Source organism: Thiohalocapsa sp. ML1 (assembly GCF_001469165.1).
GTDB lineage: Bacteria > Pseudomonadota > Gammaproteobacteria > Chromatiales > Chromatiaceae > Thiohalocapsa.
Genome location: NZ_JABX01000015.1, coordinates 1 through 25,739, shown reverse-complemented (window position 1 = coordinate 25,739; position 25,739 = coordinate 1). Strand labels below are relative to the sequence as shown.

General features: G+C 66.1%; 25 protein-coding genes. 20 read left to right on the top strand and 5 right to left on the bottom strand.

Annotated features, from left to right (window positions below; translation table 11 throughout):
• Positions 1-118 precede the first annotated feature (118 nt).
• From ML01_RS11400 to ML01_RS11335, 14 genes are all read left to right on the top strand, one after another.
• Positions 119-655, top strand: coding sequence for a hypothetical protein (locus tag ML01_RS11400; protein ID WP_058555524.1), 537 nt, complete (start codon positions 119-121; stop codon positions 653-655).
• Between the two features lie 218 nt (positions 656-873).
• Positions 874-3,579, top strand: coding sequence for an NACHT domain-containing NTPase (locus tag ML01_RS11395; protein ID WP_058555523.1), 2,706 nt, complete (start codon positions 874-876; stop codon positions 3,577-3,579).
• Positions 3,580-4,034: 455 nt separating this feature from the next.
• Positions 4,035-4,274, top strand: coding sequence for a hypothetical protein (locus tag ML01_RS11390; RefSeq protein ID WP_058555522.1), 240 nt, complete (start codon positions 4,035-4,037; stop codon positions 4,272-4,274).
• 358 nt (positions 4,275-4,632) lie between these two features.
• Positions 4,633-5,034, top strand: coding sequence for a hypothetical protein (locus ML01_RS11385; protein WP_058555521.1), 402 nt, complete (start codon positions 4,633-4,635; stop codon positions 5,032-5,034).
• Positions 5,034-5,321 carry a helix-turn-helix domain-containing protein gene (locus ML01_RS11380; RefSeq protein ID WP_254045223.1) on the top strand — a complete coding sequence of 96 codons (288 nt, stop codon included), beginning with the start codon at positions 5,034-5,036 and terminating at the stop codon, positions 5,319-5,321. The genes ML01_RS11385 and ML01_RS11380 overlap by 1 nt, the downstream gene beginning before the upstream one ends.
• 126 nt (positions 5,322-5,447) lie before the next feature.
• Positions 5,448-5,654, top strand: a complete 207-nt coding sequence (locus tag ML01_RS11375) for a hypothetical protein (RefSeq protein ID WP_058555520.1) — start codon at positions 5,448-5,450, stop codon at positions 5,652-5,654.
• Between the two features lie 138 nt (positions 5,655-5,792).
• A complete protein-coding gene (locus ML01_RS11370) occupies positions 5,793-6,740 on the top strand; it encodes an Rpn family recombination-promoting nuclease/putative transposase (RefSeq protein ID WP_058555519.1) in 948 nt (315 codons plus the stop codon).
• Positions 6,741-6,879: 139 nt separating this feature from the next.
• Positions 6,880-8,364: an FAD-linked oxidase C-terminal domain-containing protein gene (locus tag ML01_RS11365; protein WP_058555518.1), complete on the top strand. Its 1,485-nt coding sequence runs from the start codon at positions 6,880-6,882 to the stop codon at positions 8,362-8,364.
• A 119-nt stretch (positions 8,365-8,483) separates the two neighbouring features.
• Positions 8,484-9,110 carry a PIN domain-containing protein gene (locus ML01_RS11360; RefSeq protein WP_058555517.1) on the top strand — a complete coding sequence of 209 codons (627 nt, stop codon included), beginning with the start codon at positions 8,484-8,486 and terminating at the stop codon, positions 9,108-9,110.
• Between the two features lie 80 nt (positions 9,111-9,190).
• A complete protein-coding gene (locus ML01_RS11355; RefSeq protein WP_058555516.1) occupies positions 9,191-9,427 on the top strand; it encodes a hypothetical protein in 237 nt (78 codons plus the stop codon).
• Positions 9,427-9,825, top strand: a complete 399-nt coding sequence (locus ML01_RS11350) for a type II toxin-antitoxin system VapC family toxin (protein WP_058555515.1) — start codon at positions 9,427-9,429, stop codon at positions 9,823-9,825. Before ML01_RS11355 ends, ML01_RS11350 begins: the two co-directional genes overlap by 1 nt.
• Before the next feature lie 71 nt (positions 9,826-9,896).
• Complete coding sequence (gene glcE, locus ML01_RS11345) at positions 9,897-11,018, top strand: glycolate oxidase subunit GlcE (protein WP_058555592.1); 1,122 nt, start codon at positions 9,897-9,899, stop codon at positions 11,016-11,018.
• 418 nt (positions 11,019-11,436) lie between these two features.
• Positions 11,437-12,714 carry a glycolate oxidase subunit GlcF gene (glcF, locus tag ML01_RS11340; protein WP_058555514.1) on the top strand — a complete coding sequence of 426 codons (1,278 nt, stop codon included), beginning with the start codon at positions 11,437-11,439 and terminating at the stop codon, positions 12,712-12,714.
• Positions 12,715-12,811: 97 nt separating this feature from the next.
• Positions 12,812-13,300 carry a MaoC/PaaZ C-terminal domain-containing protein gene (locus ML01_RS11335; RefSeq protein ID WP_058555591.1) on the top strand — a complete coding sequence of 163 codons (489 nt, stop codon included), beginning with the start codon at positions 12,812-12,814 and terminating at the stop codon, positions 13,298-13,300.
• 556 nt (positions 13,301-13,856) lie between these two features.
• Here ML01_RS11335 and ML01_RS11330 read toward each other — a convergent pair.
• The 5 genes from ML01_RS11330 to ML01_RS11315 all read right to left on the bottom strand — a co-directional run bounded on the left by ML01_RS11330 (position 13,857) and on the right by ML01_RS11315 (position 17,945).
• Positions 13,857-14,393 carry a DNA-deoxyinosine glycosylase gene (locus ML01_RS11330; RefSeq protein WP_371258208.1) on the bottom strand — a complete coding sequence of 179 codons (537 nt, stop codon included), beginning with the start codon at positions 14,391-14,393 and terminating at the stop codon, positions 13,857-13,859.
• Positions 14,394-14,441: 48 nt separating this feature from the next.
• Positions 14,442-15,359, bottom strand: a complete 918-nt coding sequence (locus tag ML01_RS11325; RefSeq protein WP_058555512.1) for an EamA family transporter — start codon at positions 15,357-15,359, stop codon at positions 14,442-14,444.
• A 106-nt stretch (positions 15,360-15,465) separates the two neighbouring features.
• Positions 15,466-16,134 carry a sulfotransferase family 2 domain-containing protein gene (locus tag ML01_RS11320; protein ID WP_058555511.1) on the bottom strand — a complete coding sequence of 223 codons (669 nt, stop codon included), beginning with the start codon at positions 16,132-16,134 and terminating at the stop codon, positions 15,466-15,468.
• A gap of 39 nt (positions 16,135-16,173) precedes the next feature.
• Entirely contained in the window at positions 16,174-16,368 is a 195-nt protein-coding gene (locus ML01_RS31335; RefSeq protein ID WP_082674181.1) for a DUF4573 domain-containing protein, read from the bottom strand.
• Between the two features lie 98 nt (positions 16,369-16,466).
• Positions 16,467-17,945 carry a sigma-54 dependent transcriptional regulator gene (locus ML01_RS11315; RefSeq protein WP_058555510.1) on the bottom strand — a complete coding sequence of 493 codons (1,479 nt, stop codon included), beginning with the start codon at positions 17,943-17,945 and terminating at the stop codon, positions 16,467-16,469.
• 814 nt (positions 17,946-18,759) lie between these two features.
• Here ML01_RS11315 and ML01_RS28665 point away from each other — a divergent pair.
• The 6 genes from ML01_RS28665 (at position 18,760) to ML01_RS30185 (ending at position 23,958) form a co-directional block, all read left to right on the top strand.
• The gene (locus ML01_RS28665) at positions 18,760-19,770 is read left to right on the top strand and encodes a type I restriction endonuclease (protein WP_162268003.1); all 1,011 of its coding nucleotides are present in this window, start codon (positions 18,760-18,762) and stop codon (positions 19,768-19,770) included.
• 455 nt (positions 19,771-20,225) lie between these two features.
• Positions 20,226-21,107, top strand: coding sequence for a hypothetical protein (locus ML01_RS28660; protein ID WP_156427672.1), 882 nt, complete (start codon positions 20,226-20,228; stop codon positions 21,105-21,107).
• A 160-nt stretch (positions 21,108-21,267) separates the two neighbouring features.
• Positions 21,268-21,660 carry an SMI1/KNR4 family protein gene (locus ML01_RS27195; protein WP_162268002.1) on the top strand — a complete coding sequence of 131 codons (393 nt, stop codon included), beginning with the start codon at positions 21,268-21,270 and terminating at the stop codon, positions 21,658-21,660.
• A gap of 103 nt (positions 21,661-21,763) precedes the next feature.
• The gene (locus ML01_RS11310) at positions 21,764-22,408 is read left to right on the top strand and encodes an ISAs1 family transposase (RefSeq protein ID WP_162268001.1); all 645 of its coding nucleotides are present in this window, start codon (positions 21,764-21,766) and stop codon (positions 22,406-22,408) included.
• A gap of 115 nt (positions 22,409-22,523) precedes the next feature.
• Positions 22,524-23,081 carry a hypothetical protein gene (locus ML01_RS28655; protein ID WP_156427670.1) on the top strand — a complete coding sequence of 186 codons (558 nt, stop codon included), beginning with the start codon at positions 22,524-22,526 and terminating at the stop codon, positions 23,079-23,081.
• A 691-nt stretch (positions 23,082-23,772) separates the two neighbouring features.
• Positions 23,773-23,958: a DUF4258 domain-containing protein gene (locus ML01_RS30185; protein ID WP_216819160.1), complete on the top strand. Its 186-nt coding sequence runs from the start codon at positions 23,773-23,775 to the stop codon at positions 23,956-23,958.
• Positions 23,959-25,739: the final 1,781 nt, after the last annotated feature.

Here is a 25,739-nt window from a genome sequence, read left to right as displayed (position 1 = left end):
TGCACGTCGCGGTCGGCAGAGCCGCGGCACGGGCACGGCAACATGCACACCGCGGCACGCGCAGCGCAGACGGCGAGCCGCCGGACACACAGCACCAGGACCAGCGCGGAGGACGCACATGGGCAAGAGCCGCTACAAGGTCGTCACCGACGGCGGTGAGCCGTACTTTCTCACCTGTTCCGTGGTCAACTGGCTGCCGGTCTTCGGCAACCCCGCCCTGGCCGGCATCGTCCTCGACTCCCTGCGCTTTCTGCAGGCGCACGACCGGCTCCTGCTGCATGGCTACGTGCTGATGGAGAATCACCTGCACCTGGTGGCGTCGTCGCCGGACCTGCCGAAGGAGCTCGGGGACTTCAAGTCGTTCACCGCGCGGCAGTGCATCGACTGGCTGGCCGCACACGACCGGCAATGGGCGCTGAGGCAGTTGCGGTTCCACAAGGCGCCGCACAAGGCCGCGCAGACCCACCAGTTCTGGCAGGAGGGGAGCCATCCGCAGCTCATCCAGGGCGAGGCGATGCTGCACCAGAAGCTCGACTACATCCACTACAACCCAGTCAAGCGCGGCTACGTCGACGACCCCGGGTGCTGGCGCTATTCCAGTTGGCGCAACTACCATGGCGGCGAAGCCGTGCTGCCGATCACCGCGCTGGTCTAGCCGGTGCCGGACGGACGCGGGCGGCAGAGCCGCCGGAGGACGTGCCGAGGCAGAGCCTCGGCACGAGCACAGACCCCTCTGGTGCCGGGGCTCGCACAGCCCTCTGGTGCCGAGGCTCCGCCTCGGCACCGCGCTCGCCGGCTCTGCCGGCAGTGCCCGTGCCGGGCGGCAGCGCCTCGGTACGCGTGGACCGATGAGCCCGGCCTGGAGGCGCCGACATGACGTACAACCACATCGACCGCATTGAGGCCCGCAACGGCGCCGCCGCCGTCGGCGCGCTGCACGGCGCGCTGACCATCAACAACATCGGCGTGCCGGCGGACCTCGCGGCGCGGCTCGCGCGGCCGAGCCCGCTGCCGGAGGACCAAGCGCTGCGGGTCGCGGGCGATCTGCTCCAGTACGTCGAGCGCTATTACCGCTTTTTGCCGTTGAAGGGCATGGGCAACACGCACGGCGTGCCGCCGCGGATGCCGCTCGCCGAGGTCTATGTGCCGCCGCATGCAAGGCTGATCCTGCCGCAGGCGGATACGCTCGACGAGACCTTGCGCGTGGCCGGCCGCGCCATGGGCGCGGAGGAGCGCGCGGCGCTGGGCGGGCGGCCGGACGGGCCGCGCCCGGTGCTGGATCTGGTGCGCGAGCACGCGACCTTGGTCGTGTTGGGGGATCCCGGCTCCGGCAAGTCGACGCTCCTGGGTTATCTGGCGCTTGCGTTCGCGACCGGGCAGGGCGGGAAGCTCGGCCTGGATGCGGGGCAAGCGGAGCTTCTGCCGCTGCGCCTGCCGCTGGCGGAGTATGCGGACCGGCTCCGCCGGCAGGACGCGCAGTTGAGCCTCAAGGGCTTCATCACCGGCTTTTTTGCCGCGCATTTCGACATTCACGGCCTCGATGCGCTCTTGGAGCAACGCCTTCACGAGGGCCGCGTCCTGCTATTGCTCGACGGGCTGGACGAGGTGCGCGAGCTCTCCTGGCGCAGCGTCGTGGTGGATCGGGTGCAGTCCTTTTTGTGCCGTTTCAGCCCCTGCGGCAACCGGGTGGTGCTGACCAGCCGCATCGTCGGCTACGGCAAGGTGCGGTTGACCCAGGTGGAGGGTCTGCGCGAGTGCACGCTGCTCGACTTCGGCGACGCCGAGATCGAGGCCTTCCTGCGCCGCTGGACCGGCGTCGTGGAGCGCTTGTGCCTGGCCGATCCGGGCGGCCCATCCGGCGGGCCGGTGTACAGCGCCGCACGAGAGACCGAGGCGCTGCTGGCGGCGGTGCGCGGCAACCCCGGTGTGCGCAAGCTCGCGTCGAACCCGCTGCTGCTCACCATGCTGGTCATCCAGAAGCGCAATCAGGTAGAGCTGCCCCGCCAGCGGGTGCGCCTTTACGAACAGTACGTGCAGAGCCTGCTGCAGGGATGGCTCTATGGGCGCAGCCCCGGCTTCGTGCCGGCGGCGTTACCGAACGAGATCGCGTTGCGCCGCCTGTTGAAGCCGCTGGCCCTGTGGATGCAGCAGACCGCGCCAGGGCAGGGCCTGGTGGCGGATACCGCGCTGCTGAGCTGGCTGCGGTCCCGATTCCAGGACCGCGGCGAGCCGGACCCGGAGCAGGCGGCGGAGGCATTTCTGCACGACGTACGCGAGCACTCGGGGCTGCTCATCGACCGCGGCGGCAACCGGTTCGGGTTTCTGCATCTGACCTTCATGGAGTACCTCGCCGGATTGGCGCTCGCCGACGGGCTGCAAGAGCCCGATGGGCAGGCGGGCCTGGTGCGCACCCTGGTGACGCATGCCGGCGCAGCGGAGTGGCGCGAGACGCTGTTGCTCGCGCTCGGCTATATCGGCTTGCGTCAGGAGCAGGACATCATCGCCGCGGCCTTGCTCACCGCCTTGCTGGATGCCGCCGAGACCGAGCACGGTGCGCATGCCGAGCTGGTTGCGGCGGCGCTCGCGGACATGGGCAGCGACGGCGTGAGCCCCGAGGCCTGGGTGCGGCTCCGCAATCGGCTCTGGACGGACGGCATGCGCGGGCAGGGCGTGCCGGCCGAGCGGCGGGTACGCATCGGCGAGCACATCGCCGCCGCCGGCGACCCGCGCCCCGGCGCGCTGACGCTGGACGCCATGGAATTCTGCCGGGTGCCGGCGGGGCGGTTCTTCCTCGGCGCCACGGACACGGAGGCTCATGGGGACGAAAAGACGGGCGCCGGGCCGCACCGGATCGACTACGGCTACTGGCTCGCGCGCTGGCCGCTGACGGTGGCGCACTGGCGGGCCTATCTCGCCGCCGCCGGGCGCGAGGCCGAGGACGCGGACAGCCTGCGCGCCCCGGCGAACACTCCCGTGGTGTGGGTCTCCTGGCACGAGGCCATGGCCTGTGTCGACTGGCTCACCGAGCATTGGCAGAGCCGTGGGCTGCTGCCAGCGGGCTGGCGCGTGACCCTGCCCTCGGAGCCCGAGTGGGAGCAGGCGGCCAAGGGCGGCGAGCGCATCCCGGCACCCGGCGGCGCGCTGATCCGCCCGCTGGCGCAGATCGCGGCGGACCTCGGGCGCGACCCGGCGCTCATCGACAATCCCGAGCCGCGGCGCCGCTACCCCTGGGGCGACGCGCCCGACGCCGAGCGCATGAACTTCAACATGGATATCGGCCGCGTCTCCCCGGTGGGCTGCTACGCGGCGGGTGCGTCGCCCTACGGCTGCGAGGAGCTGGCCGGCAACGTCTGGGAGTGGACGCGCAGCCGTGTCGAGCCCTATCCGTACCCCGAGGACGCCGCCGGCCGCGCCGCCCGCGAGGATCCCTCCGGGTCTGCTGGGCGCGTGTTGCGCGGCGGTGCATTCCTCCACTACCGCAGGTCCGCGCGCTGCTCGTCCCGCTACGACCTCGACCCCGACCCCCGCTACCTCAACGTCGGGTTGCGCCTGTGTCTGTCCCCATCTATTCGCCGCTGATCTCTGGTCCCTCTGTCCTCTGTCCTCTGTCCTCTGTCCTCTGATCCGCCGCGTCGCTGTCTGCCGGCACCGTCCATGGGCCAGGTGCCGAGGCTCCGCCTCGGCACCGCGCTCGCCGGCTCCGCCGGCCGTGCGCGTTCCGGGCGGCAGAGCCGCCGCACGGCGTGCCGAGGCAGAGCCTCGGCACGAGCGCGAGCCGCAAAGCCGAGCACCCCGCTGCTTCCTCCGTGTCTTTGTGCCTCCGTGCGAGACCTCTTCTGCGCCCCGCGCGTGCCGAGACGGAGCCTCTGCACTGGTGCCAAGGCCCCTCTGGTGCCGAGGCTCCGCCTCGGCACCGCCGCCCCTGGATCAACCGGTGCCCGCTGGTCCGGTGGCTTGTCGCTTCACCAGCCGACCCTGTACGCTTCCGGCTTGCGTGCATGACCTCCCAGCACGCGACGACGCCCGGGCAAGCAATGGCCAGCATCACCTTCGACACTTTGAAGTTCACCAAGCGCCTGGAATCCGGCGGTTTGCCGCCGGAGCAGGCGGAGGCGATCGCCGAGGCCTTCGCCGAGGCGACCGGTACGGACCTCGTCACCAAAGACTATCTCAAGGCCGAGCTCGAAGCGGCCAAGAACGACCTGATCAAATGGATCGCCGGCTTGCTGCTGGCACAGGCCGGTCTGGTCACCGCGCTGGTCAAGCTCTTGTAAGGTGCGCCGGTGACGCTCGGGCTCGGGCCGCGGCTTCGCCTCGGCACGAGGAAGAAGGGCTCACACGGAGTCACAAAGACACGGAGAAGAGCGCCGTGGCAAGCAGCGCGCGCGGTGGGCGAAGGAGCGGCAGCGGCGCGGAAGACGCGGGGCTCGCACGCCGCTGCCGGGACCCGGCGATCCCGGCGTCCACGCTTTTCCGTCTGGTGCCGAGGCTCCGAGTCGGCACGAGCACAGCCCCCTCTGGTGCCGAGGCTCCGCCTCGGCACCGCGCTCGCCGGCTCTGCCGGCAGTGCACGTGCCGGGCGGCAGCGCCTCGGCACGCGTGGACCGATGAGCCCGGCCTGGAGGCGCCGACATGACGCACAACCACATCGACCGCATTGAGGCGCGCCACGGCGCCGCCGCCGTTGGCGCGCTGCACGGCGCGCTGACCATCAACAACATCGGCGTGCCGGCGGACCTCGCGGCGCGCCTCGCGCGGCCGAGCCCGCTGCCGGAGGCGCAGGCGCTGCGGGTGGTGCAGGACCTGCTCGACTTCACCGCGCGCAATCATCGCTACCTTGCCCAGCGGGGCATGGGGTTGAACGTCGGGCTGCCGCTGCGCCTGCGGCTGGTGGAGGTGTTCGTTGGACTGGTGCCGAGGCTCCGCCTCGGCACCCCGTTCGCCGGCTCTGCCGGCAGTGCGCGTCCCGGGCGGCAGAGCCGCCGGACAGCGCGCCGAGGCAGAGGCTCGGCACGAGCACAAGGAGGTACGTAATGGCTGAGCTGAAATACCACCCCGTTGCCCACGACCACGACGCGTTTCTGGCCAAGGCGAAGCAGCGACCCGGCTTCGAGGACGCCTATGAGAGCCTGGCGCTTGACTATGCCCTTGCGGATGAAATGCTGAAGGCAAGAGCCAAGGCCGGTCTGACGCAGGACGCCGTGGCGCTCCGCATGGGCACGACCAAGAGCGCGGTGTCCAGGTTGGAATCCGGGGGGGAAGCATGCACCCTCGATCGCGACCTTGAAGCGCTATGCCGCTGCGGTCGGATGCGAGCTTGAGATTCGGCTCGTGCCGCACGGCGGCGCTTGACGGCGAAGCCGAGCGGGTCGTCCGGGGTCGATGCGCGCCCGGTGCCGAGGCTCCGAGCCTGGGCGCGAGAGGAACCAACCAACCCAACGCCGCCCATGACGGATAAGCACCTCGGCAACATTCGAGTCCGCTCGGCGCAGTCCCGGAACCTCACCAACGGCCGGCTGGCACGCTCCAAGGCCTTCGAGCTGGCGGAGCGCGACAGTGCCACGGGGGTGGAGTACGAGGCGCTGACCCTGACCCTGTACAAGGTGCGCGACGGCAGCTCGCGGACCTACCCCTTGGACGAGGGCCAGTTTTAGCGAGGCGGAGTCGCAGAACCGAGGGCCAAGGGCCAAGGGCCAAGGGCCAAGGGCCAAGGAGGGCTCCCTTGGCCCTCGGCCCTGCCCCCGCAGGCCGCGCACATTCCCGCGAGCCCCGCGCCGGGCTATGCTCTGTGCATGCGCCACGCCATCGACCCCAAGATCGACTGCGTCTTCAAGGCACTTTTGGGTGCCGAGGCCAATCGAGACCTGCTCGTGCACTTTCTCAACGCCATGCTCGGTGGGGAGCTGCCGGCGCCGATCGTGGATGTGGTCATTCTCAACCCCTACAACGAGCGGGAGTTTCTGGACGACAAGCTCAGCATCGTCGACGTGAAGGCGCGCGACGCGGCCGGCTGCCTGTACCAGATCGAAATTCAGCTCCTGGTGCTGCCGGAGCTGCCCGCGCGCATCCTCTACGGCTGGGCGGATCTTTACAGCTCTCAGCTCGCGAGCGGAGAGGACTATCTTGAGCTCAAGCCCACCTACGCCATTTGGCTGTTGGGCGAGACCCTGCTGCCGGCTGTGCCCGGCTACGCGCACCGCTACCGCTTCTGCGACGCCGCGGGCCGCCCATTGCTGGACCACGGCTGCGTTGCGCTGTTCGAGCTGCCCAAGTTCGCCGCCGAGCATGCGACGGCTGCGCAGCAGGCCGCCGGGCAGGTGGCGGTGGCGAGCGAAGAAGAGCGGTGGCTCAAGCTGTTCGTCGAGGGCGAGTACCTGGACCCCGACAACCTGCCGCCGTGGATGAACACCCCGGAGATGCGACGCGTCATGAGCACCATGCAAGGCTTTTCCGAGAAAGAGCGCGCCTACCATGCCTACCAGGCGCGGCAGAACTACCTGCGCCAGCAGAAGACCATCCAGCGGCGCATCGATCAGCTCACCGCCGACCTTGAGCGCGAGCAGACAGAGAAGGCGCGCGAGCGCGCGGAGAAGGAACGGGCGCAGGCAGACATCACGCGCGAGCGCGCGGAGAAGGAGCGCGCGCAGGCGGAGAAGGAGCGCGCGCAGGCGGAGAAGGAGCACGCGCAGGCGGAGATCGAGCGTCTGAAGGCCCTGCTCAAGGACGCCTCCGCGGATTGAAATCGGCGGGCATCTGAACGACAACGAGCGGATGCTGCAATCCCGGCACCCGGCTTCGGCTTTGCCGGGCCTGCTTAGGCGGCGTTCATTCCCGTGGATGAATACCGCGGAGATGCGACGAGTCACGTACAGGCCAACCATGCCCAGAATCCCCGACGAACGCCCGCTGAACCCCAAGCCCGAAATCATCGACCGGCTGAGGCGCATCCTGCCCGCGGCCTCCGTGCTGGCCACGCCGGCGGAGCTCGGCCCCTACGAGTGCGATGGGTTGACGGCCTTTACACAGCGCCCGCTGGCGGTGGTGCTGCCCGCGACGGTCGAGCAGGTGCAGGCGGTGCTTCGGCTCTGCAGCGCGCAGGGCGTGCCGGTGGTGGCGCGCGGCGCCGGCACGGGGCTGTCCGGCGGTGCGCTGCCGCTCGCCGACGGCGTGCTGCTGTCGCTGGCCAAGTTCAACCGGCTGATCGACATCGACCCGGACAACCGCACGGCGCGCGTGGAGCCCGGCGTGCGCAACCTCGCCATCAGCGAGGCGGCGGCGCCCTTCGGGCTCTACTACGCGCCGGACCCGTCCAGCCAGATCGCCTGCACCATCGGCGGCAACGTCGCGGAGAACTCGGGCGGCGTGCACTGCCTCAAGTACGGGCTCACGGTGCACAACATCGTGGGTCTCAAGCTCGTCACCATCGATGGCGAGCTGTTCGAGGTGGGCAGTGCGGCACTGGACGCGCCGGGGCTTGATCTGCTCGCGCTGATGACGGGCTCCGAGGGCATGCTCGCGGTCATCGTCGAGGTCACGGTGAAGCTCCTGCCGCAGCCGGAGCGCGCGCAGGCGCTGCTGGCCGCCTTCGACAGTGTCGAGAGCGCCGGCGCCGCGGTGGCAGAGCTCATCGGGGCGGGCATCGTGCCGGCGGGGCTGGAGATGATGGACAACCCGGCCATCCGCGCGGCGGAGGACTTCGTGCACGCGGGCTATCCGGTGGACGCCGCGGCCATCCTGATCTGCGAGCTGGACGGCTTCAACGCCGAGGTGTCGGTGGAGGTCATGCGCGTGCGCGAGCTGCTGCTCGCCGCCGGCGCCACGGACGTGCGCACGGCCCGCGACGATGCCGAGCGGCTCGCCTTCTGGAAGGGCCGCAAGGCCGCCTTCCCGGCCGTCGGGCGCCTGTCGCCGGACTATTACTGCATGGACGGCACCATCCCGCGCAAAGCGCTGCCGACGGTGCTGAACCGCATCGCGGAGCTGGCCGACCAGTATGGGCTGCGCGTCGCGAACGTCTTCCACGCCGGCGACGGCAACCTGCACCCGTTGATACTCTACGACGCCAACATCCCGGGCGAGCTCGACCGCGCCGAGGACTTAGGCGGCGACATCCTGGAGCTGTGCGTCGAGGTCGGCGGCACCGTGACCGGCGAGCACGGCGTCGGCGTCGAGAAGCTGAACCAGATGTGCGTGCAGTTCAATACGCAGGAGCTCTCGCAGATGCACGCGGTGAAGGCCGCCTTCGACCCGCATGGCCTGCTGAACCCCGGCAAGGCCGTGCCAACGCTGCACCGCTGCGCGGAATTCGGCGCGATGCATGTGCATCATGGCCAGCTCAAGTTTCCGGACCTGCCGCGGTTCTAGCGCGAGAGCGCCCTTCGCTGACAGGGCCAAGGACCGAGGGCCAAGGTCCGGCGTATGCTCGGCCCTCGGCCCTCGGCCCTCGGCCCCGACCCCCGGAAGATCGCAACGAGACCCGGCAAATGGACCAATACCCGGACGCAAAGCCATTAAAGCTCAACCACGTCCTCATCGACTTCGAGAACGTGCAACCGAAGAACTTGGGCCTGCTGCTCGGCAAGGGCTACCGGGTGTACGTCTTCGTCGGCGAGAACCAGACCCGGCTGCCCTTCGAGCTGGTGGATGCGATGCAGCAGCTCGGCGATCACGGGCGCTACATCAAGATTGCAGGCCAGGGGCGCAATGCGCTCGACTTCCACGTCGCCTTCTACCTGGGCGAGCTGGTGCAGCAGGACCCCCAGGGCTACTTCCACGTCATCAGCCGCGACACCGGCTTCGATCCGCTGATCAAGCACCTGCGTGCGCGCGGGGTCGAGGCCCACCGCGAGCAGGACTTGGCCGAGATCCCGCCGCTGCGCACGCCGGCGACGGCCACGGAGGGCGACAAGGTGGGCGTCATCGTCCGCAACCTCGCCGGCCGCGGCCCGTCGCGCCCGCGCAAGCTCAAGACGCTCACCAACACCATCAACTCGCTGTTTCGGCCCAAGCTCACCGACGCCGAGCTCGACGGTCTGTTGCGTGATTTGCAGGCGCAGGGCTACATCGCGCTCGATGGGGACAAGGTGAGCTACAAGCTGCCGCGGGAGTAGCGCGGTTGTCCGGGCCTGTCGACGCCTATACTGCGCACAGACCACCAGTGCCTTGCCACCGGGCCAGCCGGAGCCGATCCATGTCTATTGCTGAGATGATCTATGCGCACAGCCGTCGCCTGCCGGAACAAGGCGCGCGTGAGGCCTTGAGCTACATCCGGTTTCTGGAGCAGCGCTACGGCGTGCAGGCGCCGAGCGATGTGGATGACACCGAGGCGTTCATTGCCGCCGTCGCCGGCGGCGTGGGCGAGGACTTCCCCGACGACGTCGCCGAGGACGATCTTCCCCGCGATGCGCTCCGCGGCGACCTGGACTGATGCCGTTCTTACTGGACACCAACGCCGCAATCGCGGTGCTGAAGGGCAATCCGACAGTGCTTGGGCATGTCCGGGCCGTGGGTCGCCGGGAGCTGCACATTTGCGCCACGGTCGAGTCGGAGCTCTGGTATGGCGTGGAGAAGAGCCAGCGTCGTGCCGAGAACGCGGCCCGCTTGGTTGAGCTGCTGGGCTGGCTGCCGAGCTTGCCTTTCGCGAGCGACGCGACGCGCAGATTTGCCCAGATCCGCGTGCAATTGGCGCGGGCGGGCACGCCGATCGGTCCTTATGATCTCCAGATTGCTGCGACCGCGCTGGCCCACCAAATGACGCTCGTGACCAACAACACCGACGAGTTTCAGCGGGTAGACGGGCTCCGAATCGAAGATTGGTCGTGCTGACCCCGCGCGCCGCGCAGGCTAACCCGGCCGCGTCCGACTTGGCGCAAACCAGTACCGCGGATGCGATAGTCATGACGCAAGGCACTTCTTCCACCGACGCCGAGCAAGCCCTCGCCGAGCAGGTGCGCGCCGCCGCCGCCGACGGGCGCCGGCTGGCCATCCGCGGCGGCGGCAGCAAGGCCTTCTACGGCAATCCGGTCGCCGCGGATGCGGTGCTCGACTGCACCGCGCACACCGGCGTCGTTGCCTACGAGCCGACGGAGCTGGCCATCACGGTGCGTGGCGGCACGCGGCTCGCCGAGGTCGAGGCGCTACTCGCGGCGCAGGGGCAGCAGTTGCCGTTCGAGCCGCCGCACTTCGGTGGCGGCGATGCCGCGGGGGAATCGACCGCGACCCTGGGCGGCGTCGTCGCCGCCGGGCTCTCCGGCCCGCGCCGGCCCTATGCGGCGAGCGTGCGCGACGCGGTGCTCGGCGTGCGGCTGCTGAACGGGCAGGGCCAGGCGCTGGAATTCGGCGGGCGGGTGATGAAGAACGTGGCGGGCTACGACGTGTCAAGGCTCATGGCGGGCTCACTCGGCGTGCTCGGCGTGCTGCTCACCGTGTCCGTCAAGGTGATTCCGCGGGCGCCGGGCACGCTGACGGTGGTGCGCGACGAGCCGCTGCCGCGGGCGCTGGACCTGCTGCGCCGGCTCGCGCGCAAGGCGCTGCCCATCTCCGGCAGCGCCTGGCTCGACGGGCGGCTGTATCTGCGCATCGACGGCGGCGAGGCGGCGCTTGCGGAGACGCATCGGCTGGTCGAGGGCCTGCCGCTGGACGCTGCCGACGCCTTTTGGCGCGATCTGCGCGAGCAGCGACTGGCGTTCTTTGCGGGCGATGCACCGCTCTGGCGGCTGTCCGTGCCGCCCGCGACACCGGCCGATGCGACGGACCCGCTCGGCGCCGGCGCGCCGCTGCTGGAGTGGGGCGGTGCGCTGCGCTGGCTGCGCGGCGAGCTGCCGGCAGCGCGGGTGCGGCAGCTTGCGAGCGCGGCAGGCGGGCACGCGACGCTGTTCCGCCCCGGCGCCGGCGAGCGGCCCGCGGACGGCGTCTTCACGCCGCTTGCGGCGGTGCCCGCGCGGCTGCACCTGAATCTCAAGCGGGCCTTTGATCCGGCCGGGGTCTTGAACCCAGGCCGCCTCTATCCGGATATGTAGGGGAGAGGGCCGAGGGCCGAGGGCCGAGGGCCGAGGGCCGAGCACCAAGTCCAAGGCCCCCATGCTATTGCTTCGCTGCCAAAACCCCGAGACCGTGGTTTCATCGTTGTCGTTGTCGTTGTCGTTGTCGTTGTCGTAATCGAACCTGCGCCGCGTTGACGGGCGTTGACGGGCGTTGACTGGAGTGTTGACCTCCAGGTCAACACGGCGACAGAGCGGGAAGCATGTTGTCGCGACTGCCGAGCCGACCGGGAGGTCGGCTCTCCGGCCCGGTCCGGCCCGCTCTGGATCGGCTACTCGACCCGCCGGCGACGACCCAAGACGGTCTCAAGACTTCCGCGCCGCTGCACTAGATCCTCGGCCCTTAGCCCTTAGCCCTTGGCCCTTGGCCCTAAACGAAGAGGTCCCCCCCCGGCGCATGCAAACCAGCCTGACTTCCGCGCTGCGAGACACCGACGCCGGCCGCGAGGCCGACCGCATCCTGCGCACCTGCGTCCACTGCGGCTTCTGCACCGCCACCTGCCCGACCTACCAGCTCTTGGGCGACGAGCTAGACGGCCCGCGCGGGCGCATCTACCAGATCAAGTCCCTGCTGGAGGGCGAGGCGCCGACGCGCTCGGTGCAGACGCATCTCGACCGCTGCCTCACCTGCCTCAACTGCATGACCACCTGCCCGTCCGGTGTGCAGTACGACCGGCTGCTGGCCACCGGCCGCGAGCTGGTGGAGGAGCACGTGCCCCGGCCGCTGGGCGAGCGGCTGCTGCGCCGGGCGCTGCGGCTCATCGTGCCGCATCCGGCGCGGTTCGCGCCGCTGGTGAAGCTCGGGCAGGCGCTGCGCCCCGTCCTGCCCGCGGCGCTGCAGGCGAAGCTGCCGGCGCCGGGCAAGATCGGCAAGCTGCCGACGCGGCGCCACGTGCGGCGGGTGCTGATGCTGAAAAACTGCGCCGAGCCGACGCTGACGCCGGCGGCCGTCGGCGCCGCGATCCGCGTGCTCGACGCCGCCGGCATCGAGGTCGTGCACGCCGGCGGCGGCTGCTGCGGCGCCGTCAGCGAGCACTTGGCGGCGGGCGAGGAGGCGCGCGGCTTCATGCGCCGCAACATCGATGCCTGGTGGCCGCACCTCGCGCCGGATGCCGCGGCGCCCGCCGAGGCCATCGTCGTCACCGCGAGCGGCTGCGGCGCCATGGTCAAGGACTACGGTCATCACCTGGCGCACGACCCGGCCTATGCCGAGAAGGCCGCGCGCGTCTCGGCGCTGGCGCGCGACCCGTCCGAGCTGCTCGGGCCTGACGACCTGGCGCGGCTGCCGAGCCCCTTCGACCGCGGCGTGCCGTACCGCATCGCCTTCCACCCGCCCTGCACGCTCCAGCACGGTCAGCGGCTCATGGGGCGGGTCGAGGGGCTGCTGCGCGACGTCGGCTTCGAGCTGACGCCCGTGCGCGACGCGCATAGCTGCTGCGGCTCCGCCGGCACCTACTCCATCCTGCAAGGCGAGCTGTCCGGGCAACTGCGCACGCGCAAGCTCGACGCGCTGCAACAGGGGGCGCCGGTGCTCATCGCCACGGCCAACGTCGGCTGCCAGACGCATCTCGCCGCCGCCGCCGACGTGCCCGTGGTGCACTGGCTGGAGCTGTTCGATCCGGCCCCCGGCGTCGTCCCCTGGCCGGCAACGGCGCCGCCGGCGGGCTCGCCCTAAGCACGCCTTAAGCGCACATCGGACGCAATCGCCCGGTGCACGGGCTATCATGCCGGGCTTGTTTCCGCGGCTCCGCCCGCAGCAGGGAGAATCCGACATGACCCGAACCCGTTGCCTCACGGCATCGATGCTCGAAGAGGGCATGCGCCACGAGGCGCGCCTGATCTTCAGCCGCGAGCAGGTGGACCAGTACTGCGAGCTCGTCGGCGACTACAACGCCATCCACCGGGACCTGGACGCGGCGCGCATGCGCTTCCCGGACATCCACGACATCGTCGTGCCCGGCGGCCTGATCCAGACCACGGTGTCGGCGCTGTTCGGCACCGTCTTCCCGGGCGACGGCACGCTCGGGCTCACCTTCTGCCCGGAGCGCTTTCGCCGCCCCGTCTGCCCGGGCGATGAGGTCACCGTGACGCTGACCATCGCGCGCATGCTGCGCGGCGGCATCCTGGACATGACCATCGACGTGCGCGACGCCGCCGGCGAGCCGCTCAGCACCGCCACCGCGCGCGTTGTCGCGCCGGACGAGCGCTATCAGGAGTGGTGGCGCGAGAACATCGACGCGACCACGGAGTCGGGTTGCTGAGCTGCCGGGTGGGGGTTGGGGCTTCCGCACTAGATTGCTTGACGGCGCCGAATGTGTACAGATGAGTCAAGTTTCACGACGACACGGCGCTTGCAGGCAAAAGGGCCGAGGGCCGAGGGAGCCCGCCTCGGCCCTTGGCCCTTGATTCAATGCGCCGACGAGCGGGCAGCGCAAGACGAGGCGCCGTGCCCTGGTCGGTCTGAGGCTCTGCCTCCCTAGTGCAGGAGTACGCAAATCCCGAGACGGTTTCGGGTCGTTGTTGTTGTCTTTGTCGTCATCGTCTGCCGCGTAGTCTCGATGACGACCACGACAATGACAACGAGGGCAGCCGGTCACGAGATTAGCTCTCGTGCCGAGGCTCTGCCTCGGCACGCCTCTTCGCGGCTCTGCCGCCGCGCGCCGTTCCCGCGCCCGAGCGCACCTGGGCGCAGAGTGCCCGCGGACGCGCGACACCGCTGGAGCGGTGTCGCGAGAGCGACCGCCGGCAATGGCCTGAGACGGCCGCGACTAAAGTCGGCGTACCCGGGAACGTCCTCGCAACTTCCGCAGTGGTGCACTAGCTCGGCGGCGGCGCCGCCGGTGCGCCCAGCCGATCCAGAATCACCTGCCAGGCCGCCAGCTTGTCCGCAAACCGCATCCCCGCGTGCGCCGGGCTCGTGGACGGCAGCCGCAGCCGCTCGATGCCGGCGTGCTCGGGCGGCAGCGTCGGCAGCGCGCGCCGGCAAAACTCCCGCTCCGCGGTGCCGCCGTTGAACGCGATGCAGCGGATCGTGGGGGCAGCGCCGAGCAGCGCCGCGAAGTCGTTGACCCACACCGTCTCCGGACGGATCGCCGTGTCCAGGCTGCCGGCCCGGGCGCAGGCGGCGATGACATCCCAGAGCGCAATGCCATGCTCCCGCAGCGCCGCAACGCGCAGCCCATAGTCCGCCTCCGCGGGCAGCCCGAGCAGCGCATCCATGATGGGCCAGAAGGCGTTGCGGGCATGGCCGTAGTACCGGCCCATGGCAAGCGACGCCTCCCCGGGCATGGAGCCCAGGATCAGGAGCCGGGGCGCTGAACCCAGGATCGGCGGGAAGGCCTGCCTGATGGGCACGGCGTCGGCCGCTGCCGGACCGGCTGTTCGCAACGCCCGCCTTGCCATTCAGCTCGTCACGATCACGATGACGCCCGCCACCATCAGCGCGCCGGCGGCAAGGTGCGATCGCAGCCCCGTCTCGCCGAACACCAAGGCGCCGTAGAGGATGCCGAAGAGCAGGCTGGTGCGCTTCACGGCGATCATGTAGGCCACCTCCACGCGGGCGATGGCGAGGAAATGGGCATAGGCCATGACCCCGTTCAGCGCGGCCACCGTCAGCACCGCCCGCGGCCGGCGGAACAGCTTGCGAATGCTGAGCGTCGGCGCCGAGCCGTCGCTGCCCACCGCCGCCCGCCGCGCCATGGGTAGCGCCCAGATCAGCGGCATCAGCAGCCCCAGCACGGCGAAGTAGAAGGGTCCGAACCACTCGGGCGGCAGGTAGTCGAGCACCGCCTTGCCCATCGTGGCCGTAAAGGCGTAGATCAGCGCCACCAGCAGCATCATGCGCGAGCCCGGCTCCCAGAAGATCGCCGTCAGCGGCGTCGCCCAGCTCTGCACGTCCTTGAGCCGTGCGTGGCGGACGTTGAGCAACCAGGCACCGGCCACCACCAGCACCACGCCGACGGCGCCCTGCGGCGACGGGCGCTCGCCGAGCAGCCAGAATGCGATGCCGAGCACGAACACCGGCGTAAACGCCATGTAAGGCAGCGTCAGGGACAGCGGATGGTCGCGGATCGCGGCCATGTACAAGAGCATGGCCGCGATCTCCAGCGGGACCATGGCCGCGAGCCAACCCCAGAAGGGCGCCGGCAGCGTCCACGGAGACGGCATGCCGATGAGGAGCGGCGCGAGCATCAGCCCGCACACCGAGAAGCGCACGACGCTGATCTCCGCCGCCGAATAGTCGCCGAGCCAGGCCTTGGTGGCCGTATCGGCGGACGCGAGGGCCGCCGCCGAGACCAGCGCGAGCAGGAACCAGTCCATGTCTGATGGGCGGGGAAATCGGTGAGGTGGGATCTGATTAGTGAAGTGGAATCAGCGGCGTGGAATCGGCGACGTGGAATCAGCGGGGCCGGATCAGGCGGCAGTCTCAGCCGGCCGGGTCGTCGAAGCGATAGTCCAACAGCTCGATGTCGCGGGCAAAGTGCCGGGCCACCAGCGCGGCGGTGGCGTCGTCGTAATAGCCGCGATAGTCGCGCGCGCGGTCCTTCGCCTGTCGCCGATGGGGCAGGCTGATGTTGCGCAGGCCGATGCGCCGGCAGGCCTCGTCGAAGTCCTCGTGCAGCCGCTCGTAGCGGCCGATGAAGTTCACCACGATGTCACCGCGCAGATCGATCAGGTAGTCCGTCTGCAGCTCAATGGACGTATCGATGTGGAATTGGTACGGGCGCTCCGGGTCCAGCTTCCAGCGCAGAAAGCCGGCGAAGTCGTCATGCCCGCCCAGAAACTGCGGGCGCTCCCGGCGGATGTGGTGGAAGGAGCTGACCTGCAGGTCCCACGGGTTGCGCACGAAGGCGAACTTGAACAGGGCATCGAACCACTCCTTCGGCAGCAGCTCCTTGGCGGCGACCACCTTCGCGTGCCGCGGCAGCTTGGTGCCGATGCGATGGCCGCTCAAGTGGCTGAACCGGCTGCACAGGAACATGGGCCAGTACCACGGGTCCGCCCAGCGCCGGCCCTGCAACGCAGCGCGCACGCTGGTGCCGCCGGTCTTGGCGATGTGCACGAACAGAAAACGATGTTTCGGCGACAGCAGCATGGGGCGGCATTGTAGCGGCTGCGCCCGGCTACGCCGGAGTTATCCGGCCTCCCCCGGGTACGCCGGATTCATCCGGCCCCCTGGGTACGCCGGATTTATCCGGCTCTTTGGGTACGCCGGATTCATCCGGCCCCCTGGGTACGCCGGATTTATCCGGCTCTTTGGGTACGCCGGATTTATCCGGCCCCCTGGGTACGCCGGATTTATCCGGCTCTTCGGGTACGCCGGATTCATCCGGCTCTTTGGTAGGCGCCGCCACGGCGGACCCTCCGCACAGCAGACACCGCGAAGCCCCTCAGGAGGCCGACTGAAGTCGACGTACCCGGGCGCGCTTACGCGGCGCCGTCGCAGTGCCGCTTCACCGTGCGCCGGTCCAGGCCCGTGACGCGCGCCACGGCCTCGTAGTTGCCGAGCCGCTCATAGAGCCGCTGGCAGTAGCCGCCGAGCAGCGCCGCCGCGTCGAGCCGGCCCGCGGCGACGCCGTCGAGCCAGGCATCGGTACCACCGGCCTCCGGCAGCGCATCCGGCGCATAGCGGCCGGTCAGAATGATCCGCCGCACCGCCTGCTCCAGCTCGCGCACGTTGCCGGGCCAGGCGTAGTCGCGGGGCAGCGCGTCGAGCGCGTCCATGACCCGTTCGCGCAAGGCACTGGCCGCCGCACCGGCGAGCCTGGCCAGCAGCGCGTCCACCAGCTCGCCCAGCTCCGCCGGGCTGGCGGCCAAGCGCTCGCGCAGCGTCGGCAGCACGATGATGTTGGCCGAGAGCCGATAAAACAGGTCCCGACGAAAGCCGTCGCCGCCGAGCAGCTCGGCGAGCGGGCGGTTGGTCGCCGCCACCACGCGCCCGGCGAAGCGCCGCTCCTCGAAGCTGCCGACGGGCGAGAAGCTGCGTTCCTGCAACAGCCGCAGCAGCTTGGTCTGCACGGCCAGCGACAGGTCGCCGATCTCGTCGAGGAACAGCGTGCCCTGGGCGTCGCAGCGCGCGAACAGCCCCTCGTGGTGGTCGATGGCGCCGGTGAAGGCGCCCTTGCGATGGCCGAACAGCTCAGACTCGATCAGCCCCTCCGACAGCGCCGACAGGTTGGTCGCGACGAAGCCCGCATCGATGCCGCGGGCAAAGCCGTCGCCCGCGGCGTTGAGCGGGATGACGCCGGAGCGCCCGATGGCCGCCGCCGCCTGGCCCTTGCCGGTGCCGGTCTCGCCGAGCAAGAGCGTCGGAAAGTCCTGCAACCGCTCCCACAGCAACAGCGCGTAGGCCGCGAGGTCCGCCGTGAAGACGCTGTTCCAGAGCGCCTGGCGCAGCGCGCGCATGGGTGCGCTGCGGCCCACCAGCGCCTCATCGATGAAGAAATAGGCGCGGCGCAGTTGGTAGTAGAGCGCGATCCAGCGCCGGCGCTCGGCCGGCTCGAAGCCGCAGCCCGCCAGCGCATCGGTCAGCTCCCGGCCGAGCTCGCGCCCGAGCCCGCCGCTGCCGCCGCGGGCAATGAGCACATCGAAGCGCTCCGCAAAGCGCTGGTAGCAGTGGAACAGGAACACCCGGCGCATCAGCTCGCGGTCGTCGCCGCTGAATTGCTCCAGCCGCGACAGCCCCCGCGCCGCGAGCGCCTGCACCTTGGCATCCAGCGCCGGCCGCAGCCGGTAGTACAGCGCCGCCTGCGAGACGCCGTTGGCGCCGTCCGGCAGCACGTCGCCATCGCCCAGCAGTCGCGCAAGCCCGCCCCGATCCGCGCCGAAGGGGTTCGCGAACACGATGTTGCAGAGCAGGCCGAAGTAGGCGCGCTCGTCGGCGGAGAGGCGGTGTGGGGCTTTCATCCTAGATCCGGGATTTGGACCACGAAGACCACGAAGACCACGAAGACCACGAAGGGGCTCGGCAGGATACGCAAGCTTGCGCCGCTGGCGAGTGCTGCACCACGCCTGCCGCGCCCACATCAAGCGCGGGTCGGCGCTGGCGGAGCGGTTGGGCTGGCCGGCATAGCCGCCCGGCAGGGGTACGCCGGATTCATCCACCTCCTACCGCAAGGGCGACTTTAGTCACCCGCCACCCGCCACGAGGCGCACAAACCGCGGCGGGCAGGAGAGGTGGCGGACGCCGTGCGACCCAAGTTCATGACCTGCATCAAAAACACACCGCGCGCAGTCGCAACCCGACGATTAAGTCTTGCCGCTGCGGCGTGGATGGCATAGCGTCCGGTGCTTAGATGGGGAAAGGGCTTGGCGGATGTTGGCCGCGCTCACGTTCTGCCGGCGCGTCGGCAGAGTGACTACGGCGTGTCGATTCAAGACGGAAAAAACCGCCGCCTTGACGATGTGCGATGTGAAACCTGAGCCCGCTTCAACCGTCTTCTTCGGGGTTTCCCCCTTGCCGACCTAGGATTTTTGGCTAGACTACGCCCAAGACGATTGCTGAACAACAGGCCCAGCCTAATGCCCCCAAGCACAGGCTGCGGCCCAAGTAACTGTTAGCGCACCAAAAACATCTCCTTGCGCCAGGCAATCGGTCCCCCGACGTATGCATTGATGGCGACTCGATCAAATTCCCCCTGCCGTTACTGATTTATTTCTTATGCCTACGTTAGATGAGACAATCTCCCGCATCAGGGACAAGCTGCGTCGGTGCGGCAGCTTGAACGAAGCGACTACCAAAACGGCTTTTATACAGCCCGTCATTGCTGCTTTAGGGTGGGACTTAACCGACCCTAGTGAAGTCATCCTAGAATTTAAGCTAAGCGCGGGACATAACCCTGTCGATTTCGCCCTTCTGCTACACGGGAAGCCCGTCCTTTTTATTGAGGCCAAAGCGTGGGGAACACCTCTCGACGGCGCAAAGATCGCTCAACAGATTACCAGCTACGCCGTCCAGGCAGGTGTACAATGGATCGTGATAACTGACGGGAATGAATATCGCGTTTATAATACGCATGCGGCTGTTCCGCTCGAAGAGAAACTACTTCGCACAGCACGCATCACCGACGAGGACCAAGGTATCCACACCCTACTTGGATATCTTTCAAAACAATCTATTGCCGACAACGGACTCAGCACGCTTTGGACCGCTGACGATTCAAGCCGGAGGGTGTTGGACGCGCTTCGATCCATCTTTTCCTCACCACCCAACGGCGATCTGGTTGAACTTATAGCACAGGAATCTGGCGTTCCGCATGGAGGGGTCCGCGGAGCTCTAGAAGGCTTGGAGGCGCACTTTTCTTCTACAACAAACTCGCGGCAGGCAAGAACAAATATCGCTGCGGTTTCGCCATCACAGGATAACCGCTCGGTGCCGCTCAGCGCACTAGTCAACGACTGCATCCCTCTTGTTGTTTCCATCCCTGGATTCGCAGACATTCCCATTGACCCTGGTACCGGTACGCCTTTCGGTCAAATGTTCGTTCAAATCGGCGAAGTGTTAGATGGAGACGGACGCCTTCCGCCGGGAGAACTTCGCCCGAACCCTAAGAATGCGCCGCTCGTTACAAATGAACCAAAGTCCGGGGCGACCCGTCCTTTACCTAGTGGGCGGCACATTAACATTCGCCACACCGAGCATCAGTTTATCGCTTGTGCGCGGGAGTTGTTAAAAGTTGCCGGCATTGATCCTCAGACAGTTAAGGTTGTAACTGCAGCGCTGTCCCGATAGCCAAGGGCGTTGACAGCGCTAACAAATGGCTCGGCCCGACCGCCCGTTGCCGCGCCGTCGCTTCGCTCCGGCGCGGCAACGGGCGGCGGGCCAGCCTTAACGTTAGCCAACCCAGACACGGTCATGGAACACGACAGCATTCCGCCAACTTTCATCCAGTTCGCTTGCGACATACTCGCGGACACGAACTCTGGTTTGACCGGCCCCAACATTGTACGGGTGACCTCGGCGTATGCAGTCGAGTACGATATCGAAATACCTCACGCACTTTATCCCTTCGACGCTCCAAATAAGAGGACAATAGGGGACAGACCACGTTTCTTTCGCCGTAACCAATGAATCGCCCAACAAGTGGCTCGGCTGCGACCGTCCGTTGCCGCGCCGTCGCTTCGCTTCCGGCGCGGCAACGGGCGGCGCGCCAGCCTTGACGTTGGGCAGAACGAACGTACATCGACATGCCACGCGAGCAATTGAGTCTTGACGCAACCCTCGGAGGACTAGGAGCGTGCATCGGCGGTGCCTACGGCTATCTTCAATTCAGTACGCCAGAGGCTGCTATCAGTCTTGCAATAGGAGGCGCCACTCTTGGATTCATGCTCGCACGGATATTCAAAGCGGCAGGAGTCCTGATTTTGCTCGTGCTAGGGTTCGGCCTTACCCTGTGCCGATGGTTCCCTGAGACTTGTGACATCGGCAGTTTCGTGGCGCAACAGGAGGAAAGTCGAGCACCCGCGGTGAGCAGTAGCACCGCCGATTCAACGATCCGTTTACTTGCACTCGACGGTAATGTGTTGCCGGCAGAAGCACTAGACCCACCGTTGAAGTATCGGCTCCTTCCGTGCACTCGCGTCACGACATCTGAGAAAGGACAGTTCGATGCGACGAGGCTATATGCCGGAAATCATGGTCTATCTGCGAGAATTTCTTTTGAAGCATTCCGATTCAGCAGCGGTGATGGCAGCCCCGACCCGGCCGTGGCTGAACTCATCGTCTGTCCGTTAGCGATCACAAATGTAGGCGACTCTGTTTACTCCTATGTCTTGGGGCCAACGAACTCGTGGCAATTCATTGATTCTACCGGGAGAGAACACGAGCACTTCCACTTTCTGTTCGACCCAGAACAGTATAGTGTCAATGTTCAGACCATTAGCGGAACTGAACGTCTCGCCTTCAATCTACTCCCGAACAAAACACTACGGATACTCGCTGTATACGAGTCGTTTCATGAAATTCCACAGATGTGGGAATTGCAGATGGCTGTCGCTATCGATCTGACCACTAACGAGCGCGCGCTCGTCAAAATCGCAGGGCCGATATCGTTGGAAAAACCGCAGTAGCTACGTTGGATCACGGATTACCGTGACAGTTTACTAAATGCAGAAAAGACGCCCAACAAGCGCCTCGGCCCGACCGCCCGTTGCCGCGCCGTCGCTGCGCTCCGGCGCGGCAACGGGCGGCGGGCCAGGCTTAACGTTATGCCTAAAAGGATTGAGAGTAATGCCCTTCCCACTGAATAACGATGAATTGGAAAAGACCGAAAATGAAATTGGTGCCAAGCTTCCCGATTTGTACAGAAATGCAATGCTGCGTGATAACGGCGGCTCCGTTAAGATACAAGACGATGACTGGGAGTTGTTTCCTATCCGAAACCAAGGATCTCGGAAACTCGTTTCAATAACTGCTAATCATATATTGAGAGAAACAGCATCGGCTAAAGAATGGCGAGGATACCCTGACAACGCAATAGCTATAGGCAGCAATGGTAGTGGTGATTTGCTGGTATTGATTAAAGAAGATTCAATTTTTAATAACCAAGTATATGTTTGGGATCACGAGGATGCTTCATTAACCACCGTGGCAAATGATTTTTCGGAACTTAAAAGGGCATAACCAGGCAGGGCAATCGCATCAGAGTCTTATCATATACTTTTAGACTGGACTGGAGGAATCTCACATAATCGCCTGATGTTAAGAACCTTGTGAGGGCTTGCCCGTGGAACTAGTCGCTCCGGACCGCTCGCTTGTGGGCCACTTCGAGTCGCTTGAGGACCCCCGCTGTCCGCTCAAGCGGCGGCACATCCTCCACGAGATGATCGTCATCGCCATCGCCGCGATCCTCTGCGGGGCCGACGGCTGGGTCGCGATTGCCCAGTTCGGGCGCTCGAAGCGCACCTGGTTCGAGGGCTTTCTGAGGCTGCCCCACGGCATCCCCTCGCACGATACCTTCGGGCGCGTGTTCGGCCTGCTGGCGCCGGCGGCGTTCGAGGCCTGCTTTCGCGCCTGGGTGGAGTCGATTCGCGCGCTGCTGCCCGGGGAGATCGTGGCGATCGACGGCAAGACGCTGCGCCGCTCGCACAACCGCGGCGCCGGACTGGCGGCGTTGCACATGGTCAGCGCCTGGGCGACGCACAACCGCCTGGCGCTCGGGCAAGTCGCCACCGACGCGAAGTCCAACGAGATCACGGCGATTCCGCGCTTGCTCGAACTGCTGCACATCGAAGGCTGCATCGTGACCATCGACGCCATGGGCTGTCAGACCAAGATTGCCGCGCTGATCGTTGCCCGCGGCGGCGACTATCTGCTGGCGCTCAAGAGAACAATAGGGGACAGACCACGTTTATTGCCCCCAAACCAATGAATCGCCCAACAAGAGCCTCGGCCCGACCGCCCGTTGCCGCGCCGTCGCTTCGCTTCCGGCGCGACATCGGGCGGCGGGCCAGCCTTGACGTTAGCCGCGAAGACACCGAAGCGATATGGAAGACTGGACCGCTGAAATCGCAAAGAATATGTTTGGCGACTCTCTGTACCAACAGAGGGCGCGCGCGGCCCTGCCCGTTCTGGTTCGCCAAGCCACGGCTCGCCAAAAGATTACATATACCGACCTGGCGCAGGAACTCGATATACCAAATCCACGGAACTTGAATTTCGTCCTGGGTAGCGTAGGAACGACTCTTGTAGAGCTGTCCGACCGCTGGAAAGAGGATGTGCCAGCGATTCAATTGATCGTGGTAAATCAACAAACCGGCATGCCTGGATCTGGCGTAGATCCGATGATTGATGCTGCGCATGTTGGGAAGCTCGATCCAAGACAGAAGGAAGCGCTGGTCGACAGTATCCAGGCTAGAGCTTTTGCTTACCCGAGATGGTCCGATGTATTGAGGGAGCTTGGGTGGGAAAACAGGGACGAAAACAGGGACAGACCACGTTTACTGCTAAGCTTTGCCCCACCCCAACGCTTGCTTACATCAAGCTTTGATCGCCACGGCGCGCCGCGTCCGCGCTTCGTGACCAGCACTCCCGTGCCGCGCTAGGAGCAGGCCGCTCTACCGCGCTGCCCGCGTGAAGGGCCGCGGGAGCGGCCGGAGATGCGTTGCGCCGCTGGAGCGGCGCAACGAGACGGGACAGAGGGTTCGCGGAGGCTACCCCCGCGTTTGCTCGATCCACCAATCCGAAAGCGGATCGCGCCCGCCGGGCAGGAAGCGCGCCCGATCCCGGACTGCGATCAGCGCAGCGCGGATCTCGGTGACGGTCGGACTGCGCCGGGCGGCCCATTGCGGAATTCCGGGGACAGTTTACTTAATCGCTCGAACGGCGCAGGATGTTTGCCGAGCAAGACCAACGGGTCAGCCGGGGTTGAGGGTTGAGGCCTCCAGATCAGGGAAAATAGGGACAGACTACGTTTACTGCTAAGCTTTGCCCCACCCCAACGCTTGCTCACATCAGGGACTAATAGGGGATAGACCAAGTTATTCTCCAACAGCGTCCGACTGAATGAAGGAATCGCCTTAATAGCGGTTAAATAGCGGACCCCGCGAACACGAAGTATCTTATTCCAAAATGCCGTGCCAGCGGGGCCGCTTAACCGATTCGTCGGGCCGGAAGAACCTTGAAATCGACAGCCTTAATCCGAACTTAAGCACCTCGTGAACGTCCTCAGCAGAATTCAGCAGCGCATATATAGATCGCGACTATTATTTGTCTTCACATGCTGAATAAGAAATGATGGATGACGGATTCGAGCGTGCAGATATTGAAAACGCCATTCTCAAAGGCGCCCTCGAAAAGAAAATGACTCACGATACACGGGGAACCCGCTATCGCATTGAAGGTCCATCTCTGGCAGGTCGCCGAATGCACGTTGTTCATGAAAACCGGGGACAGACCACGGTTTTCTTATTTCGACGTTAGATTGACAACTTAAGCTGATCGTCGTCAGGTGCCTCTTTCCTGGGTCGTCCGGACTTGCCGGGCCAGGTACGGCGGCCGACCATCGAGGCGATTTGCCGCTGGAAACGCTCGCTGCCGAGCGCGAACCCACCGTTGGTCGCATCCCGACTGGCTGAGCGCCATTCGGAACAGACCACGTATTCTGCGTGTACGCTTTTGGTTGCCCCGATTTTTGCTTGCGAGTCTTGTTCTCGTGAGTTGTGACTGATGAAATGGCCCAACTAGCGCGCAAGCCCGACGCCTTTTAGCAGCCTTCGCTATCGCTCAGGCTGCTCCAAGGCGCGGGCTGCGCTTAACGTTAGGCGCAAGAACAGGAGGCATCGCGCATGGCGAATCGATACTTGCCCATCTTCTGTCTATCCGGAGCTTTCTTACTTGTCAGTTGTGATGACAGCCCATCGCCAAGTGAATCTCGCGGCTTACTCGCATCAGCGCGTAGTTCAAATCCGCCTGCGGCTTGCGATACAACCACGACTATCACGGGTAGACAGTACAATGTTGTCGGCTCGCGAACAGCAATCCGGCACGAACCTTCTGCCAACGCGCCAAAGCTCGTGAACCAAAAGGCGACCCGCATTTTGGAGGGGACTCACTACGTTAACATTGACGATACAGCGGTTGTATTTGAGGAATGCACAAAGGGCGGGTGGTCTTGGATACGAGTGGTTGAGCCCGATTGGCTGCAGGATTCTCATCGCGGGTGGGTTGAGAGCAGTCACCTAGATAAGGGTCAAGATTTGGGGGGTGATGCTTACGCGCGGAAAATTAGTTCTTCGGCCCTGCTTCCCTACACGCGAGATGGATATCCCAAGACAGTTGCAAAGCATGGATCGCGGCTGGAAGAGATAGAATCACTACGTCGGCGGGCCGCTGAGATGGCTGCGGATAGTGGAAAGTGTGATCTCGTTACCACCTCAGATTTGAGCGATGCTAAAAGTACCCTGAGTCATCTGCACTTCTGGGTTGATTGCAGAAATGGGCAACGCATCCGCTTAGACGAGTTCGAGATTCGGCAAGGCGGTGCCGTACTGACCCAAGAGGACAAAGCCTGGACCGAATCCAGCGCACGTGAGGCGTGCATCCAAGCGATAAAGAGCCGAGCCGTCATCCCCAGCAAAGTCGATATCCACAGTATTCTCGGGACTAGCTTCTATAAAGCGCCGACCACTCACAACGTCGTGCTTAAAATGGATTTCGATGCGGTGAACAGTATTGGGAACATGTTACCGTATACGGCGACCTGCTACTTGGCCCCCGGTGAAGTAGGCGAGATAGAGATTGTCCTAAGAGACTGAATCACAACGGGCACCCGAATTGAATTACGGTGACACTTTAGCATTTACCGAATTTTCGTGAGGCTAACGGCCCCCGGTTCTTCTAGGCGCGATTTGCTAATGAATACGCCTAACGAATAAGGTTAGATCGCGCGAGCGAAGCGAGCCGCGATCTGAACCGGTCGTTGGACGAGCCCGGGGTCGGGGAATCACGGGGAGGGCATAGAAAACATCTTCCATGCAGCCGGTGGTGCGCCGGCCGCGGGGACCCGCGGCCGGCCCACCACCGGCTTTCTTCGTCGCCGTTGCGGCGACGGCGGCAGGCCGAAGCGGGGATCGCGCGCCGTTTGGCCCGAATTCGAGCCGAGCGCGGTCCTCGGCCTGCGGCAGCCGAAAACCGAGTGGTCAGATTGTCGGCGGCGGCTACATCAGCGGCGCCTCGGCTGCGGCGAGCGGCTGCGGCGGCGC

Coding starts and splice junctions, on each gene's coding strand:
- ML01_RS11400 (WP_058555524.1), top strand. CDS start 119: ATGGGCAAGAGCCGCTACAAGGTCGTCACCGACGGCGGTGAGCCGTAC.
- ML01_RS11395 (WP_058555523.1), top strand. CDS start 874: ATGACGTACAACCACATCGACCGCATTGAGGCCCGCAACGGCGCCGCC.
- ML01_RS11390 (WP_058555522.1), top strand. CDS start 4,035: ATGGCCAGCATCACCTTCGACACTTTGAAGTTCACCAAGCGCCTGGAA.
- ML01_RS11385 (WP_058555521.1), top strand. CDS start 4,633: ATGACGCACAACCACATCGACCGCATTGAGGCGCGCCACGGCGCCGCC.
- ML01_RS11380 (WP_254045223.1), top strand. CDS start 5,034: ATGGCTGAGCTGAAATACCACCCCGTTGCCCACGACCACGACGCGTTT.
- ML01_RS11375 (WP_058555520.1), top strand. CDS start 5,448: ATGACGGATAAGCACCTCGGCAACATTCGAGTCCGCTCGGCGCAGTCC.
- ML01_RS11370 (WP_058555519.1), top strand. CDS start 5,793: ATGCGCCACGCCATCGACCCCAAGATCGACTGCGTCTTCAAGGCACTT.
- ML01_RS11365 (WP_058555518.1), top strand. CDS start 6,880: ATGCCCAGAATCCCCGACGAACGCCCGCTGAACCCCAAGCCCGAAATC.
- ML01_RS11360 (WP_058555517.1), top strand. CDS start 8,484: ATGGACCAATACCCGGACGCAAAGCCATTAAAGCTCAACCACGTCCTC.
- ML01_RS11355 (WP_058555516.1), top strand. CDS start 9,191: ATGTCTATTGCTGAGATGATCTATGCGCACAGCCGTCGCCTGCCGGAA.
- ML01_RS11350 (WP_058555515.1), top strand. CDS start 9,427: ATGCCGTTCTTACTGGACACCAACGCCGCAATCGCGGTGCTGAAGGGC.
- glcE (WP_058555592.1), top strand. CDS start 9,897: ATGACGCAAGGCACTTCTTCCACCGACGCCGAGCAAGCCCTCGCCGAG.
- glcF (WP_058555514.1), top strand. CDS start 11,437: ATGCAAACCAGCCTGACTTCCGCGCTGCGAGACACCGACGCCGGCCGC.
- ML01_RS11335 (WP_058555591.1), top strand. CDS start 12,812: ATGACCCGAACCCGTTGCCTCACGGCATCGATGCTCGAAGAGGGCATG.
- ML01_RS11325 (WP_058555512.1), bottom strand. CDS start 15,359: ATGGACTGGTTCCTGCTCGCGCTGGTCTCGGCGGCGGCCCTCGCGTCC.
- ML01_RS11320 (WP_058555511.1), bottom strand. CDS start 16,134: ATGCTGCTGTCGCCGAAACATCGTTTTCTGTTCGTGCACATCGCCAAG.
- ML01_RS31335 (WP_082674181.1), bottom strand. CDS start 16,368: ATGAATCCGGCGTACCCGAAGAGCCGGATAAATCCGGCGTACCCAGGG.
- ML01_RS11315 (WP_058555510.1), bottom strand. CDS start 17,945: ATGAAAGCCCCACACCGCCTCTCCGCCGACGAGCGCGCCTACTTCGGC.
- ML01_RS28660 (WP_156427672.1), top strand. CDS start 20,226: ATGCCACGCGAGCAATTGAGTCTTGACGCAACCCTCGGAGGACTAGGA.
- ML01_RS27195 (WP_162268002.1), top strand. CDS start 21,268: ATGCCCTTCCCACTGAATAACGATGAATTGGAAAAGACCGAAAATGAA.
- ML01_RS28655 (WP_156427670.1), top strand. CDS start 22,524: ATGGAAGACTGGACCGCTGAAATCGCAAAGAATATGTTTGGCGACTCT.
- ML01_RS30185 (WP_216819160.1), top strand. CDS start 23,773: ATGGATGACGGATTCGAGCGTGCAGATATTGAAAACGCCATTCTCAAA.